This is a genomic window from Paenibacillus sp. 10L310 (genome assembly GCF_056395745.1).
This window is the reverse complement of the sequence record NZ_JBFTKC010000005.1, coordinates 368,190-381,845: the sequence shown is the minus strand read 5'-3', so window position 1 is coordinate 381,845 and position 13,656 is coordinate 368,190. Positions and strand designations below refer to the sequence as shown.

The window sequence follows — 13,656 nt, the reverse complement described above, 5'->3', positions numbered from 1 at the left end:
AGGGGTTCCACACGTACCCATCCCGAACACGACCGTTAAGCCCTCTAGCGCCGATGGTACTTGGACCGCAGGGTCCTGGGAGAGTAGGACGCCGCCAAGCAATCTAAAGACACACTTGATGATATCGAGTGTGTCTTTTTTATTTTAATGTAATTCAATAGTTGTGATTTGACTTGTTATATACATAAAATACTGGCGTTCCAATCCTTAAAGCTGTGATACAATAGGTGAGGTCTATATAGAAAACGGAAACACGCATAAGTACGAGGAGGAACAGTGAACACGATGAAATCAGCCCCGTTTATTGCTGTGGAAGGTCCGATCGGAGCGGGGAAAACAACGCTGGCAACGATGCTTTCCCATGAATTGAATCTTCCGTTAGTTAAAGAAATCGTAGAAGAGAATCCATTTCTGGCTTCCTTTTATCAGGATATCGACGAGTGGAGTTTCCAATTGGAAATGTTTTTTCTGTGTAATCGGTTTAAACAACTGGAAGACACGGGCGTTCATTATGTAGAGCAGAATACCCCAGTCATTTCAGACTATCATATCTATAAAAATATGATTTTTGCCGATCGTACCTTAAAGGGAACGAAACGGGATAAATATCGTCAAATCTATCATCTGTTAACAGATGATCTGCCAAAGCCCAACCTGGTGCTCTATATTGAAGCTGAACTCGATACGTTGATGTACCGCATTAACAAGCGTGGACGCTCATTTGAGCAGGATATGGACCCGGCATATATGGAACAACTGATCGTCGATTACAAAACAGGCATGGATTATCTGGCAAATAGCTCAAATCCGCCAGTAATCATTAAGGTCAATGCAGAGCAACTCGACTTTGTGGAACATCCTGAACACTTCAGGCAAATTGTTAATCAGGTAAAGGAGTATATCATATGAATAACTATGGCATTCCTACGAATGCATTAATTACAGTAGCAGGTACGGTTGGAGTGGGTAAATCCACGTTAACGGCTGCGCTTGCACAGCGTTTGAATTTCAAGACTTCTCTGGAACAAGTTGATCATAATCCATATTTGGAGAAGTTCTATCATGACTTTGAGCGTTGGAGCTTCCATCTGCAGATTTATTTCCTGGCAGAGCGATTCAAGGAACAGAAAAAGATTTTTGAACTGGGTGGCGGATTCGTACAGGATCGTTCTATCTATGAAGATACGGGCATTTTTGCACAAATGCATGCAGATCAAGGAACCATGTCTGCTACAGATTTCGAGACATACAGCAGTTTATTTGAAGCGATGGTAATGACACCGTATTTCCCACATCCAGACGTGCTGATCTATCTGGAAGGCAGTCTGCCTTCGATTTTAAACCGTATTACGGAACGCGGACGCGAGATGGAGATTCAGACGGACCGTTCGTACTGGGAACACATGCACGAGCGCTATTCCGTGTGGATTGATCAGTTTACAGCTTGCCCTGTGCTGCGTCTGAACATTGATGAGTATGATGTGCATGATCCGGCATCGGTGGATGCCATTTTGGCACAGATTGCAGCTGTCATTCAGCCTTCCAAGGAAGTGCAAAGGTAAGATAGAGAGAGCTTTTCAATGTAGTTTTCTCGGTTACATTGGTTATATCTATGATACAGATATGGACAACATCCCTTCTACGGCTATTATGCTGTTGGAGGGGTGTTTTTTTATGTGCCAAGGGAATGATTATGAGAGGTTTGTGGACAAAACTAAAATGATATTCGAGCGAATAAGGAAATGGATGCTTAATATATCTTTTCTATTATGTAAATACATGGCACCAAAAGTAGAAAAATGTTGAATAATAAGTCTTTTTGTGGTTTCATAGGAAAGGTGAATTCTGGAAAAGAAGCATATGCATGACTCAGGAGGGAAAGACAACGTGGAAGAGAAACAAGGAGTTAAAATCGGTATGCCGATCATTGGTGGCTTAATTGCAGCCATTCTGGGAGGCATCGTATGGGCAGCTATTGCTGCAATGACCGATTATGAGGTGGGATTAATTGCGATATTGATTGGAGCGCTCACGGGTTACGCAGTTGTGTTGTTCTCCAATAAACAAATTGCGACGGTACATAAGATTATTGCCGTACTGTTTGCACTTGTCGGTATTTTGTTGGGGAAATATCTGACGGTGGTTTATTTTACTTCCGAACTGTTTGGTGATGTAGGCGTGATGGAACTTGTGTTTGATAGCGAGATGATCAGTGCGTTTGTGGAAACCTTCCAGGAGTACTTCAGTCAACCGATTGATTTGTTATTCATCGTGCTTGCGATTGTGTCTGCATGGCAGATTCCTGGCCGGATGGCGAGAACCAGTCTAGCTACGGATGCATCCTCATCGGATCACGCACCAAGAGCTTAATCGGATAGACGGTGGACGCTTGGTAGTAAAATGAAGAACGGTTGACAGGAGAAACTAATGCTCATTATCCTAAGCATCTGGTGAAACGATTATATCGAAGGGCTGGGAGCAGAAGAAAAACGTAGTAAAGAGCATCTACTTTAAAAGATATTTATAAAGTACTCAGAGTGAGCAACAGTTAGGCTTGTTCACATTGCGGCTGAGATACTTACATACATAGGGACGATACGCCTGAGGGTGTACGTCCCTTTTGTGTATACACCAGGTAGGGGGATATTGCTCATAACTTTTGCAACAATTCGGATCGATTTAAATTACTTACCACATAACTCTAGTAAATATTCAGCATGTTCATAAGGTTAATTACAAGAACGATATGGTCACCTCAGGTGGTAGGTTCAAATATCCGAATGGTCATTTACAGCGAATAAAGCTGATGACGAGAGATTACTTTTACCACTAGAGGACAGAGCTCTAAGTTCCAGACTATCGTTTACAGTACACATCTGACGACAATGAGAGTTGAATAATACTGTATGTGGTTGAAGACAGGGCTATATTATTTGTTTTGGTCAGCAAATACAGCCATAGCATCTCTCATAAATACTGCCAAACCATCGCCAAACTGATCAATATTACGCGTGAAGCGTTCATCGTCCACGTACATCTGACCAAGTCCTCTGAAGGCTTCAGGCGAGTAGCTTCCCATCTGATTCAGCCAGGTGTACCATTCTTGAATACCGGCCTGTGCCTCGGCAGATGCTGGTTCTGTGTGACGAAGTGCGGCCAGACTCTTGTAGATTTCGTTCATTTTATCGGACAGAGCCTCTTGCTCTGTGGTTGATTTACTGTGCAGCTTCTGATTTGCGTGATCGACGGCATGGTCTCCCCAACGTTCCCGCGCTTCTTGTTCATACGGATTCTGGCTAAAATCAAATCCTTCGAATTGTTCTTTGGCTGTCATTTTAATTTCTCCTCTCACGTGTAAAACCGTTCTATCAATGGTAGCAATCATCTGGTCCAAGCGTTGACGCTTCTCCAGCAGTATAAGTCGATGCATTTTAAGTGCTTCTTCCGGATTGAAGGAGGGGTTGGTTATAATGTTTTTGATCTCCTTCAGAGAGAAGTCGAGTTCCTTGAAAAACAATATCTGCTGCAACCGTTCCAGGTTGGCATCTGAATATAATCGATATCCGGCAGAAGTTACTTCGTCCGGTGTTAACAATCCGATCTCATCATAGTGATGCAGTGTGCGCACACTGATCGAGGCAAGTTCGGCAACTTCTTTTACCTTCATGGCCATGTGTGAAACCTCCTTACAACACCGATTGTACAGTGTCACGTTACGTGAGAGTCAACCGTTGAAAATGAAAAAACAAGATGCGAGCATGGAAGCTGCATCTTGATCTTGGATTGATGACAGGATGTGACTGGATATGACTGAATTTTTATAACATTCAGTCACTGTAGGGGAGCGGCTGTGCTTCTATGTCGAAGACATGGGTTGCTGCCGCGCCGCGGGGGTGTTTTGAGGCTCCTCTGTTATGGAGAGGAGCGTGAGCAGTTGTGGGTTGCACCATGTATGCGGTGCAGCCCACGGGGCTGGCAGTGCAGGGAGAGCAGGGCTACGCCTGCATCCCGCGAACTGCCGCAGCGAACTGCGCAGCCGCTACGCGCACGTCGGCCGCGCCCGCGATGGCGGAGATGACGGCTACTCCGTCGGCTCCAGCCGCCATCACGGCGGTCGTGGTATCGGGCGTAATGCCGCCGATACCCACAATCGGAACTGCGATGCCTGCGGCGCGCAGTTCCGCCACCCCTGCGGGGCCCAGCACAGCGTGGGCATCCGCTTTGGAGCGCGTCGGGTACACGGGCCCGACGCCAAGGTAGTCGGCGCCCGCCTGCAACGCACGGCGCGCCTCATCCACGGAGTGGGCGGATACGCCAAGCATCCGCCCATCTCCAATGCGGGCGCGCACTAGCGCCGCGTCCGCATCATCCTGGCCGACATGCACGCCGTCGGCCTCCACCGCTACAGCCAGCTCCACATCATCGTTCACGATGAACGGGACCCCGTGCTGGCTGCACACCTCGCGAAGCCGCATCGCAAGCGTGATGCAAGCTTCGCCAACCAAGGCGCCAGTTCCCTTTTCACGGAACTGGAACAGCGTAATGCCGCCAGCAATGGCCTGGCGCAGCACTTCCACAGGGTCTTGCTTTGTATTGACGCTGCCCATCACTAAATACACCTGCATCGTGCGTCGTACCGCTTCTGCATCCCAAGGGTGCATCACTGCTCACCCCGCTGTCTGCGCTGATACGCAAAATGATTTGTCGGCCCATGTCCGGCCCCAATCCCCAGCTCATCTTCGATGGCTGCCTGAATGAATGCTCGCGCGGTCGTAACGGCAGCCAGAACAGGTGAACCCTTGGCTAACTCTGCGGTGATGGCAGCAGAGTATGTGCACCCCGTTCCGTGTGTATGACGTGTTACCACACGAACATTCTCCAGATAATGAAAAGACTGCCCATCGTAGAGCACATCCACGATCATGCCACTTCCTTCATCATGACCACCTTTGACCAAAGCATACGTTGAGCCCATCTGTACAATCCGTCTTGCGGCTTCTTCCCGCTGGCTCAGATTGGTGATAGACATCCCGGTAAGCAGTTCCGCTTCCGGGATATTGGGTGTTGTGATCAGGGCATGGGGCAACAGCTCCGTAACCAACGCCTTTACAGCTTCCTGCTGGAGAAGGGGGGCGCCACCTTTGGCTACCATCACAGGGTCGATGACCAGATTAGCCCAACGGTATTGCTGCCATTTCTCAGCGACTAGACGAATAATCTCGGCACTATATAACATGCCGGTCTTCGTTGCGGTTGGTTGAAAGTCTTCGCCGGTCGAGTCCAATTGCTGGGCAATGCCATCGTAAGGGATGGGAAAAACGCCCTGCACACCAGTTGTATTTTGGGCAGCAATAGCGGTGATAACGGTCATGCCGTATACACCAAGTTCTTGGAATGTTTTCAGATCGGCCTGAATGCCTGCGCCGCCCCCGTTATCGGAGCCTGCAATGGTTAGCGCTTGAGCAATACTCATACTGCACCTCCACGGATCTGACGGATCTGTGCGCGTTCTGCCAAGAGGTCTGGTGTTACTTGTGCCAGTTGATTCAACAATTCAATCTGGAAGCTACCCGGCCCCTGATGAGCTGTCCGCTCTGCCGCCAGTTCAGCTGCTACACCATAAAACGCTAGCGCTTCAACAACACTGCCTAGAAGATCGGCTCCTGATTCCGCTATGGCTGTAAAAGCGCCAATCACTGAACTGAGCAGACAGCCAGCACCTGTGACCTGAGTGAGCAGGGCATGACCATTACTCGTGAGGAATGTGGATTGTCCATCAGTAATAATATCTTCTTTTCCGGTAATGACCACGACACAGCCAAGTTTATGCGCTGCCCGCTCCGCAATGCCGATTCGGTCGCCCTCACCTGATCCTGCGTCCACACCTTTAATACTCCAACTCTCACCGATGACATTAGCGACCTCTGCCACATTGCCGCGCAGTACCGTGAGACGAAGTTCACGAATGAGCATCTGCACGGTTTCCGTGCGATAGGTGGTTGCGCCAGCTCCAACCGGATCAAGCACCACAGGCACGTGATGCGCATTAGCTGATTGGCCTGCCAGACGGATTGCCTGAACGACTTTGTCATCGAGTGTACCGATGTTGAGTACCACGGCTCCTGACATCTTGGCGACATCAGCGACCTCTTCATGAGCATAGGCCATAAAAGGGGACGCACCGAGTGCAAGCAGACCATTGGCTGTGAAGGGAGCCACGACAAGGTTAGTGATATTGTGTACCAGCGGATTTTGCGTACGAACACGTTCCAGATAAGACATATAATTTCCTCCTTGTTTTGAAGTAACCCGATCGGCGGAAGTCCGATATCTGGAGTCACTCAACAGAATAATTGGATATGAGTTCCCTTGTTGAGTTGGGGCGCAGAGTCTAACAACAGCCAGATGCATTAATGCGGGAAAAGCAGAAACGTAAAATCTAAATCAATTTCATAACTCACTAAAATGGATTTTTGGAACTGGATATAGACAAATTGAATCATTCTGATCGATATCTAGCGAAACAGTAAAAAACGAAACGATACAAAATACAGAAAGTGAACCCAGGGTATTTCTCCAAACTCAGGCAAGCAATACTGTGATGGATGTTAGCATCCAACCAGTGTCTTGAAGTCCAGGCTGGTCGATACCCAACTGATTGGGGCACGATCGATCGGGGCACGACTGGTCAGACGATGTTTCTAAAGAACACAGGACGTCTTATTTGGCTGTCAGGTCCTCCTTTTGAAATGTAAGGAACATCAGACACGTTATTCCCAGAATCTCCTGACCAAAACGCTGCAAACAGCTATTTATTCTGATATAACATGTTTCAGGTTCTTTAGATTTCTGCAACCGCTCCAAATCCCTGAATAGGACGCCTCAGATTCGTTAGCGGTCGTAGCATGCTCTGTTTCGATCAAGTTAAGGAGCGTTTCAGCTCCCAGTAGGCTTGAAGATAAGCGCTAATTACATTACCAAATACATATCAACAAGCCACCCAAACGCATATCAATCTGCCCAGATGCACATCAAGCCAGTCAAACGCATATCAATCTACCCAATTGCACATCAAGCCACTTAGGATTGTTATAAATAAATTCTGATACTCCGATGCTTGCTTCAGGCCAATTCCATTTCGCAAAACTTCATGCATTGGATCCTACGTTTTGCTAACTTTGCTTTTAATCCCCTTGCTTTCATTCCCTTTATGATCAATCACTTTTCCTTCATTTACGTTGCTCTCCTTTATTTACTCTCAGTGCAGATTAATAAACGCATCCTCGGCTTTCACCGATTCAGGAATCAAATCCTGTTCAACGAGCCATGCACGTACATTTTCCCACGATTCCATTTCCTGCCGACCAAATGGTTGGCCTTCTTCATTCATGAGTGGTAGCAGAATTGCCAGGCTTTTGGTTTCGATCTCCGGGTCAAGCGGTGATGTTTCATTCTCATGAGCGAGCAGAATACTCAAGGCTTCTTCTGGATGCTCAGTCACATATTTCTGTCCTTCCTGGACCGCTTTGACGAACCGGGTAAGTTGGTCTTTTTTCGCTTCAATGCCAGCTTCACTTGCAGTCAGGACCAATTCATAATAATCAGGCACACCATAATCGACGGGGTTAATCGATTTCATGGCATGTCCTTCTTTCTCCAAAATCAATTGTTCATGGTTAATAAAACCACCCATAATCGCATCCGCTTGTCCGGAAGCCAGCGAAGGAATCAGATCGAACCCAACGTCGACCAGATTTATGTTGTCGGGATTGCCGCCATCCTTACTGATCATCGTGCGTACCATCGCTTCGTACAGAGGAATGGAGGAATAACCAACAGTCTTTTCTTCAAGATCTTTGGGTGAACTTACGTTGCCATTCGCTTCGGTCAACAGATGCACTAGGGGGTGGCGAACAACAGCAGCAATGGAACGTACAGGAATGTTCTCGCCACGCGCGAGCAAGATTTGGGGCTGGTAACTTAGGGCCAGATCAATTTTTCCGGCAGCAACAAGTTTGAGCGAATCATTGGTATCCGCAGGCATCTGAATATCGACATCCAGATCTTGGTCTGCAAAGTATCCTTTTTCCTGAGCCACATAGATGAAGGAGTGTACTGCATTCGGGTACCAGTCGAGCATGATAGACAGTTTATCTTTGGTGTCTGATGCTGGTTCGGTTGCAGACGGATCTGTTTGCTGTGTATTGGTTGCCGAATCTGTTGTTGGCGTATTTTGGCTATTGTCTGTGGTGCTACATCCGCTAACGATCAGCAAAAGGCTAATGAGTATGATGGGAAGCAGGGAGTATATACCTTTGTTATTCATAAATGAAGTTCCTCATTTCATCGTTTTGATTTGTAGAAAATGGGCAACAGCATGTTAACGATAATGTGACAATGAACTGATTGAAGATGTTGCTGAAATTGTGCATAAGATATGTTTTGTTTTGAAGAATGTAACTCTTGTATTTACATCAAATTTCTATCTAAGTATTATCCAACTTTTCTGTTGCCTCCATGACGATGACGCCGTATGCTAAACCGTTTCTCCAGCCAGGCAATCAGTACAAACAAAACGATCCCAAGCAGGGATAACAGCACAATAGCGGCAAACATCGCATCCGTGTTCATGTTGCTGGACATGCGGCGGCTGAAGTATCCGAGACCTTTGCTGCCACCGAGCCATTCGCCAATCGTTGCCCCAACCACGCAGTACACCACAGACATCTTTAGCCCGGAGAAAAAAGAGGGAAGTGCCAGCGGAACCTGGAGTTTGCAAAAAATATCCCACTTGCTGGCGCCCATGGTGAGCAGCAGTTCACGCTGCTCTGGATCGCCTTGGCGGAGTCCATCGTAGGTACTGACCACAATGGGAAAGAATGCGATTAAGAACACCACGGCGACTTTGCTCCACAACGTGTAACCAAACCACAGGATAAATACGGGGGACAAGGCAATCAACGGTATGGTCTGACTGATCACGATGAAGGGATACAATGCCTTTTCAATCGATCGGTTCATATGCATGCCTGTTGCCAGCGTAATTCCAGTCACTATGGACAAGACAAAACCAACAACAACCTCCATAAAGGTAGCAGGCAGATGGATGGTCAACAGCAGACGGCGATGTTCAACCAGTGAGCTTGCGATGGCCGTGGGTGCAGGAATGATGAAGGAGGGCACCCATCCCATACGCACAATCACTTCCCAGATCGCCAGTAATAAGAACATGAGCATAATGAACAGACCATATTGGGAAAACGACCTCGAGAGCCACTTTAAACACCACGTCCAAACGCTAACCTCAGCTCTATCATTTTGCATGTAATTGTTCCTCCAGTTGTTGCCTCATCTGCACGAGAGCCAGTTCGTAGATCATGTCCGAATGCCTTGGGCGTGGTAAAGGAACCGTCATCTCCCGCAACTGCTGACCTTGCCCCCCTGGAGTTAACAGAATGATACGGTCACTTAACAGCAGGGCTTCTTCGATGTCATGTGTAATGAACAGCACGGTTTGGCCAAAGCCCTCCCACAGCTCCAGCAACCAGCGATGCATTTCTCGTTTGGTTAGTGCGTCGAGTGCACCGAAGGGTTCATCCAGCAACATGAGCTGCCCGCCTGTAAGCAAGGTACGCAGCAATGCCACCCGCTGCCGCATGCCGCCGGATAACTCATCTGGATAGGCCTGCTCATAACCGGACAAGCCGAACTTTGCCAATCCTGCGATGATATCGGCTCGTAGTTTGTCCTTGTCCTGTCGGCCTGGTGCCAGCTCGGCAGGTAGCATGCAGTTCTCCATGACGGTACGCCAAGATAACAGCAGATCTTTCTGCGGCATATAGGCGACTCGTCCGAGCCGTTGTCCGTGCGGTACATCAGCAATATCGATGGTGCCGACGGTTGGCTCATGCAAGCCTGCGAGTAGCTTGAAGAGCGTGCTTTTACCTGATCCGCTGGAGCCGATGAGCGAGACAAATTCTCCTTGTTGAACCTGAAGCGACACATTGGAGAGCACAGGGGAATCCTTTTTTTCGGGAAAAGCAAAGCTTACGTTGTGAATGGTTACATGGTTATCCATCTGATCCTCACCCCCTTGATGTCAGACTACTGCAATAACAACGGCATCCTATACTCTGCAAAAGGAACAAAAAAGACCCACCCATTTCCGGAGAAATGAGTGGGTCTGTAAGTTAAATCCGCAATTTATCTTCACATACATGAAAAAATTCCGCTTACTAAAAGGCCGCTCCACTTCCCTCCGCTGGTATGATCCAGATCAGGTTCAAAGGGTCCGAATAGTCATATTCGTCTCAGCCGCAAGGCTCCCCTAGTGCAAAAGTTCAAGATATGCAGTTGTGTGTTCAGCATATATCACTCGAACATGAACTGTAAAGAGGCAGCGTGATAGAATTCTTGAGATGAACTTGGAGTCAGACCCGAACAACTGAACAATTTACCTGGGCTCCCTAACCCGATATAATAGTGGTGGCGCATATTGGCCGGATCACAAATGCAGGCGGGATTGTTCTCCCTCCGAAGCAGAATGGGGACCCGAGTTGAAAACGTTCAAAAAAGTATATATTGAGATCACGAGTATCTGCAATCTGGCATGCAGCTTCTGTCCGCAGACACAGCGTGCCAAAGGATTCATTGACCCTGAAGTCTTCAACAATATACTGGATCAAGTTAAACCACACACCAATCATATTTATCTACATGTCAAAGGTGAACCCTTGTTGCATCCCAAAATAGATCTGTTGCTCGATTCCGCACATGAGAAGGGACTCAAGGTGAACATTACAACGAATGGTACACTGCTGCCCAAGACTCAGCATAAATTGCTTGGCAAACCGGCGCTGCGGCAGATGAATTTCTCCCTGCACAGCTTCGATGGGCATGAAGGTTCAACAGATCGTGACGGATACCTGCGTCATATTTTGTCCTTTGTACACGAGGCCGTTAAGCACAATGTCATCATCTCATTCCGACTTTGGAATCTGACGCAGGATAACTTCACAAATGCTCAGATGAATCGAAATCGGGAGACCCTTGAAGTATTGGAACGTGAATTCAATCTCGACTTCCGCATTGAGGAAAAAGTAGTCCCAGGCAGTGGGGTCAAAATTGCCCCGAATGTATACCTGAATCAGGACCATGAGTTCCAGTGGCCAAGTCTGGATGCACCTGAAGATGATGGCAAAGGCTTCTGCCATGCATTGCGCAGTCAGGCAGCTGTGCTTGTAGATGGAACGGTGGTTCCATGCTGTCTCGATGGCGAGGGTGTGATTAACCTGGGTAATGTGCATGAGAAGTCATTCTCGGAGATTATTGAGGGTGAGCGAGCAAACAATCTGGTATATGGCTTCTCCAAACGTGAAGCTGTGGAAGAGTTGTGTCGAAAGTGCGGTTATCGTCAGAGATTCGGAGCCTGATATCTTATATGAGCAACCAGGAAGCCATTCAAGATCACACATTTGGAGACAAATGTAGTGGTCTTTTTTTGTTATTGGGGATTAAGTGAGGGGTACAAACGTTACAAATGAGCATACCAGAGGTTGATATGAGCATATTGCTTGAGAGACCTAGCATGCAAAAAATGCCGATATGACAGGGATTGTACGATGTCATGATATATCTGATCTAATGATTATTCTAGTTACCTTCCTTATTTGGTAGGATTAGGTTGTTGGTCGGACAGAGGTGCACCTCTGGCAAACTTCCAGTACAAGCCCAGGCTGTACATTACCAAAAAACGAGAGAATAAGGGAGGAATAAAGTTATGAAAAAAATGTTGACGTTGTTACTGTCCGCTGGTTTGGTTGCTTCTATATTTGGTGCAGTTCCGGCTGCGGCTGCGCCTACGGTTGTAAATTCAACTATTATTGTTCCAAAGGGCACGACCTATGATGGTCAAGGCAAAACATTTGTAGCTAATCCTTCCACACTTGGCGACGGATCTCAAGCAGAAAATCAGAAGCCAGTCTTCCGTCTGGAGGCAGGGGCCACGCTCAAAAACGTAAACATTGGATCACCAGCTGCTGATGGTGTTCACTGTTATGGCAACTGTAATATATCGAATGTGGTCTGGCAGGACGTGGGCGAGGATGCACTGACATTGAAGTCTGCCGGAACGGTTAACATTACCGGTGGGGCAGCGTATAAGGCTTATGATAAAGTGTTCCAGATGAATGCAGCTGGAACAATTAACATCAAAAATTTCCGTGCAGATGATATTGGCAAACTGGTTCGCCAAAATGGTGGAACTTCCTTTGCAGTTAACATGACGCTGGATAACTCCAACATTTCCAATGTAAAAGATTCGATTATGCGTACAGACAGCAGCACATCACAAGGGAAAATTACGAATACCCGTTATTCCAAAGTACCAACGTTGTTCAAGGGGTTTGCTTCAGGGAAAACGAGCCAGTCTGGGAACACGCAATATTAGACAGAAGATTGAATCGCTGGAGTTGGTAAAAGTTTAAGCTCTGCTTGTAATTTGAAGTTAAAATATAACGCCAAAAAGAGCGTTCCAAGGTCATTGTTACAATGACTTTGTGGGACGCTCTTTGTAATGCAGATGTCATAGTATAGTTCTGCTGAGCAATGTTTTATAGAGGATGCTCAAATTATTGCTCTCCCGGAACTTCAACGATGACTTTGCCTTTCTCGGGGACAACAGAACCGGTATCAATAGAGTCCAATTTGTTCATGATTTCGTAAGAGGTTTCTTCAAGCATGCGAGAGTACTTAAATGATACGAGTGTTTGACCTGCTACGGAAGGACGAGTCCCTGCTTCAGCAACGGCTTTGTTTTTAATAAAGAACAGGTCACCGATGGTTCCGGCATTTTTGCTGATGTTAGCCTGCCATTGTAGCAGTGCACTTCCATTTTTAAGGATATAATAACTGATCAGATCGTTATCCTCAACAACGAAGAAACGATCTTTTTTGTCTTGTTCAAAAATGTATTCAATGGATGAATCCACTGGACCCAAAGGGTTGCGAATGTCCAGACGTGCTTGTCCCAGTTCAGAGAAGCGTGGCAGATGCAGTGCGGCTTCACGCGCCACAGTCAGATCGGAACTGTTATATTCTTTTACAATCGTAGCATCGGTAGTGTAAATGTAGGCTTCCTTGGCCTTCTGGTTCCACTGCACCTTGGCACCAAAAGCTTCACCGATGGCACGGAGCGGAAGCATCGCTTTACCATTCACCAGAATCGGCGCTGAGGATAATGTCGCATTCTGACCGTTTTTCTTCATTGTTTTGCTGTTAGGTGTAAGGACATACTTATCGCTGCCTGTGCTAATGCTGATCTCTTTTGTTTTGTTATTGTAACCAAACGTATAGTTGCCGAGGAATTGAAGCTCCGTCAATGCCACGTACGTAATACCCTGCCGTATGACAACATCATATTGGGCTTGAACATTGTTAATATAAGCTGTCGGTTTAGGTTTAGTTGTTGCGGCTTCCGCCACAGTGGATGAGAGTAAGGCAGGTGCCGTGCCTGCGGTGAGTATCGAAGCGGCAAGGACCATTTTCCATGTTTTAAGTTGCCAAACAGAATTGTAATCTTTCATCACTATCAATCTCCCTTCTAATGTTTAAGACGGACTACATAACCTAAATGTTTCATATTATGGGAAGTGAACC

14 protein-coding genes, 1 rRNA gene and 1 riboswitch are annotated in these 13,656 nt (G+C 47.0%); of the genes, 7 read left to right on the top strand and 8 right to left on the bottom strand.

Going from position 1 to position 13,656, the window contains the following annotated elements; genetic code table 11:
• The 4 genes from rrf to AC1DE7_RS15365 form a co-directional block, all read left to right on the top strand.
• A 5S ribosomal RNA gene (rrf, locus tag AC1DE7_RS15380) occupies positions 1-100 on the top strand; the annotation flags it as partial.
• A 185-nt stretch (positions 101-285) separates the two neighbouring features.
• Entirely contained in the window at positions 286-909 is a 624-nt protein-coding gene (locus tag AC1DE7_RS15375) for a deoxynucleoside kinase (RefSeq protein WP_477534738.1), read from the top strand.
• On the top strand, positions 906-1,562 hold the full coding sequence (locus tag AC1DE7_RS15370) for a deoxynucleoside kinase (RefSeq protein WP_036672670.1): 657 nt from the start codon (positions 906-908) through the stop codon (positions 1,560-1,562). The genes AC1DE7_RS15375 and AC1DE7_RS15370 overlap by 4 nt, the downstream gene beginning before the upstream one ends.
• A gap of 325 nt (positions 1,563-1,887) precedes the next feature.
• Complete coding sequence (locus AC1DE7_RS15365; RefSeq protein ID WP_053061447.1) at positions 1,888-2,370, top strand: hypothetical protein; 483 nt, start codon at positions 1,888-1,890, stop codon at positions 2,368-2,370.
• A 559-nt stretch (positions 2,371-2,929) separates the two neighbouring features.
• Here AC1DE7_RS15365 and AC1DE7_RS15360 read toward each other — a convergent pair.
• The 4 genes from AC1DE7_RS15360 to thiM all read right to left on the bottom strand — a co-directional run bounded on the left by AC1DE7_RS15360 (position 2,930) and on the right by thiM (position 6,282).
• On the bottom strand, positions 2,930-3,673 hold the full coding sequence (locus AC1DE7_RS15360; protein ID WP_127550532.1) for a MerR family transcriptional regulator: 744 nt from the start codon (positions 3,671-3,673) through the stop codon (positions 2,930-2,932).
• A gap of 322 nt (positions 3,674-3,995) precedes the next feature.
• Positions 3,996-4,661, bottom strand: a complete 666-nt coding sequence (gene thiE / locus AC1DE7_RS15355; protein ID WP_477534737.1) for a thiamine phosphate synthase — start codon at positions 4,659-4,661, stop codon at positions 3,996-3,998.
• Positions 4,661-5,473: a bifunctional hydroxymethylpyrimidine kinase/phosphomethylpyrimidine kinase gene (thiD, locus tag AC1DE7_RS15350; RefSeq protein ID WP_477534736.1), complete on the bottom strand. Its 813-nt coding sequence runs from the start codon at positions 5,471-5,473 to the stop codon at positions 4,661-4,663. The genes thiE and thiD overlap by 1 nt, the downstream gene beginning before the upstream one ends.
• Positions 5,470-6,282, bottom strand: coding sequence for a hydroxyethylthiazole kinase (thiM, locus tag AC1DE7_RS15345; RefSeq protein ID WP_036672665.1), 813 nt, complete (start codon positions 6,280-6,282; stop codon positions 5,470-5,472). Before thiM ends, thiD begins: the two co-directional genes overlap by 4 nt.
• Positions 6,283-6,605: 323 nt before the next feature.
• Here thiM and AC1DE7_RS15340 point away from each other — a divergent pair, with 323 nt between their 5' ends.
• Complete coding sequence (locus tag AC1DE7_RS15340; protein WP_179087934.1) at positions 6,606-6,755, top strand: hypothetical protein; 150 nt, start codon at positions 6,606-6,608, stop codon at positions 6,753-6,755.
• Positions 6,756-7,258: 503 nt separating this feature from the next.
• Here the strand turns inward: AC1DE7_RS15340 and AC1DE7_RS15335 are convergent.
• The 3 genes from AC1DE7_RS15335 to AC1DE7_RS15325 all read right to left on the bottom strand — a co-directional run bounded on the left by AC1DE7_RS15335 (position 7,259) and on the right by AC1DE7_RS15325 (position 10,078).
• Entirely contained in the window at positions 7,259-8,326 is a 1,068-nt protein-coding gene (locus tag AC1DE7_RS15335; RefSeq protein WP_477534735.1) for an ABC transporter substrate-binding protein, read from the bottom strand.
• Between the two features lie 167 nt (positions 8,327-8,493).
• A complete protein-coding gene (locus AC1DE7_RS15330) occupies positions 8,494-9,324 on the bottom strand; it encodes an ABC transporter permease (protein WP_477534734.1) in 831 nt (276 codons plus the stop codon).
• Positions 9,314-10,078 carry an ABC transporter ATP-binding protein gene (locus tag AC1DE7_RS15325; RefSeq protein ID WP_477534733.1) on the bottom strand — a complete coding sequence of 255 codons (765 nt, stop codon included), beginning with the start codon at positions 10,076-10,078 and terminating at the stop codon, positions 9,314-9,316. The genes AC1DE7_RS15330 and AC1DE7_RS15325 overlap by 11 nt, the downstream gene beginning before the upstream one ends.
• A gap of 158 nt (positions 10,079-10,236) precedes the next feature.
• Positions 10,237-10,339: riboswitch (TPP riboswitch) on the bottom strand.
• A 217-nt stretch (positions 10,340-10,556) separates the two neighbouring features.
• On the opposite strand from AC1DE7_RS15325, the gene AC1DE7_RS15320 reads away from it, so the two are divergent.
• Both AC1DE7_RS15320 and AC1DE7_RS15315 read left to right on the top strand, forming a co-directional pair.
• Positions 10,557-11,432: a radical SAM/SPASM domain-containing protein gene (locus AC1DE7_RS15320; protein ID WP_127550517.1), complete on the top strand. Its 876-nt coding sequence runs from the start codon at positions 10,557-10,559 to the stop codon at positions 11,430-11,432.
• A gap of 347 nt (positions 11,433-11,779) precedes the next feature.
• Positions 11,780-12,448: a pectate lyase gene (locus tag AC1DE7_RS15315; RefSeq protein ID WP_036672662.1), complete on the top strand. Its 669-nt coding sequence runs from the start codon at positions 11,780-11,782 to the stop codon at positions 12,446-12,448.
• A 181-nt stretch (positions 12,449-12,629) separates the two neighbouring features.
• Here the strand turns inward: AC1DE7_RS15315 and AC1DE7_RS15310 are convergent, their stop codons facing one another.
• Positions 12,630-13,583: a copper amine oxidase N-terminal domain-containing protein gene (locus AC1DE7_RS15310; protein ID WP_477534732.1), complete on the bottom strand. Its 954-nt coding sequence runs from the start codon at positions 13,581-13,583 to the stop codon at positions 12,630-12,632.
• Between the last annotated feature and the right edge of the window lie 73 nt (positions 13,584-13,656).

Excerpts from the sequence above, each read along its gene's own strand:
- AC1DE7_RS15375 (WP_477534738.1), top strand. The coding sequence starts at position 286 with ATGAAATCAGCCCCGTTTATTGCTGTGGAAGGTCCGATCGGAGCGGGG.
- AC1DE7_RS15370 (WP_036672670.1), top strand. The coding sequence starts at position 906 with ATGAATAACTATGGCATTCCTACGAATGCATTAATTACAGTAGCAGGT.
- AC1DE7_RS15360 (WP_127550532.1), bottom strand. The coding sequence starts at position 3,673 with ATGGCCATGAAGGTAAAAGAAGTTGCCGAACTTGCCTCGATCAGTGTG.
- thiE (WP_477534737.1), bottom strand. The coding sequence starts at position 4,661 with ATGCACCCTTGGGATGCAGAAGCGGTACGACGCACGATGCAGGTGTAT.
- thiD (WP_477534736.1), bottom strand. The coding sequence starts at position 5,473 with ATGAGTATTGCTCAAGCGCTAACCATTGCAGGCTCCGATAACGGGGGC.
- thiM (WP_036672665.1), bottom strand. The coding sequence starts at position 6,282 with ATGTCTTATCTGGAACGTGTTCGTACGCAAAATCCGCTGGTACACAAT.
- AC1DE7_RS15340 (WP_179087934.1), top strand. The coding sequence starts at position 6,606 with ATGTTAGCATCCAACCAGTGTCTTGAAGTCCAGGCTGGTCGATACCCA.
- AC1DE7_RS15335 (WP_477534735.1), bottom strand. The coding sequence starts at position 8,326 with ATGAATAACAAAGGTATATACTCCCTGCTTCCCATCATACTCATTAGC.
- AC1DE7_RS15330 (WP_477534734.1), bottom strand. The coding sequence starts at position 9,324 with ATGCAAAATGATAGAGCTGAGGTTAGCGTTTGGACGTGGTGTTTAAAG.
- AC1DE7_RS15325 (WP_477534733.1), bottom strand. The coding sequence starts at position 10,078 with ATGGATAACCATGTAACCATTCACAACGTAAGCTTTGCTTTTCCCGAA.
- AC1DE7_RS15315 (WP_036672662.1), top strand. The coding sequence starts at position 11,780 with ATGAAAAAAATGTTGACGTTGTTACTGTCCGCTGGTTTGGTTGCTTCT.
- AC1DE7_RS15310 (WP_477534732.1), bottom strand. The coding sequence starts at position 13,583 with ATGAAAGATTACAATTCTGTTTGGCAACTTAAAACATGGAAAATGGTC.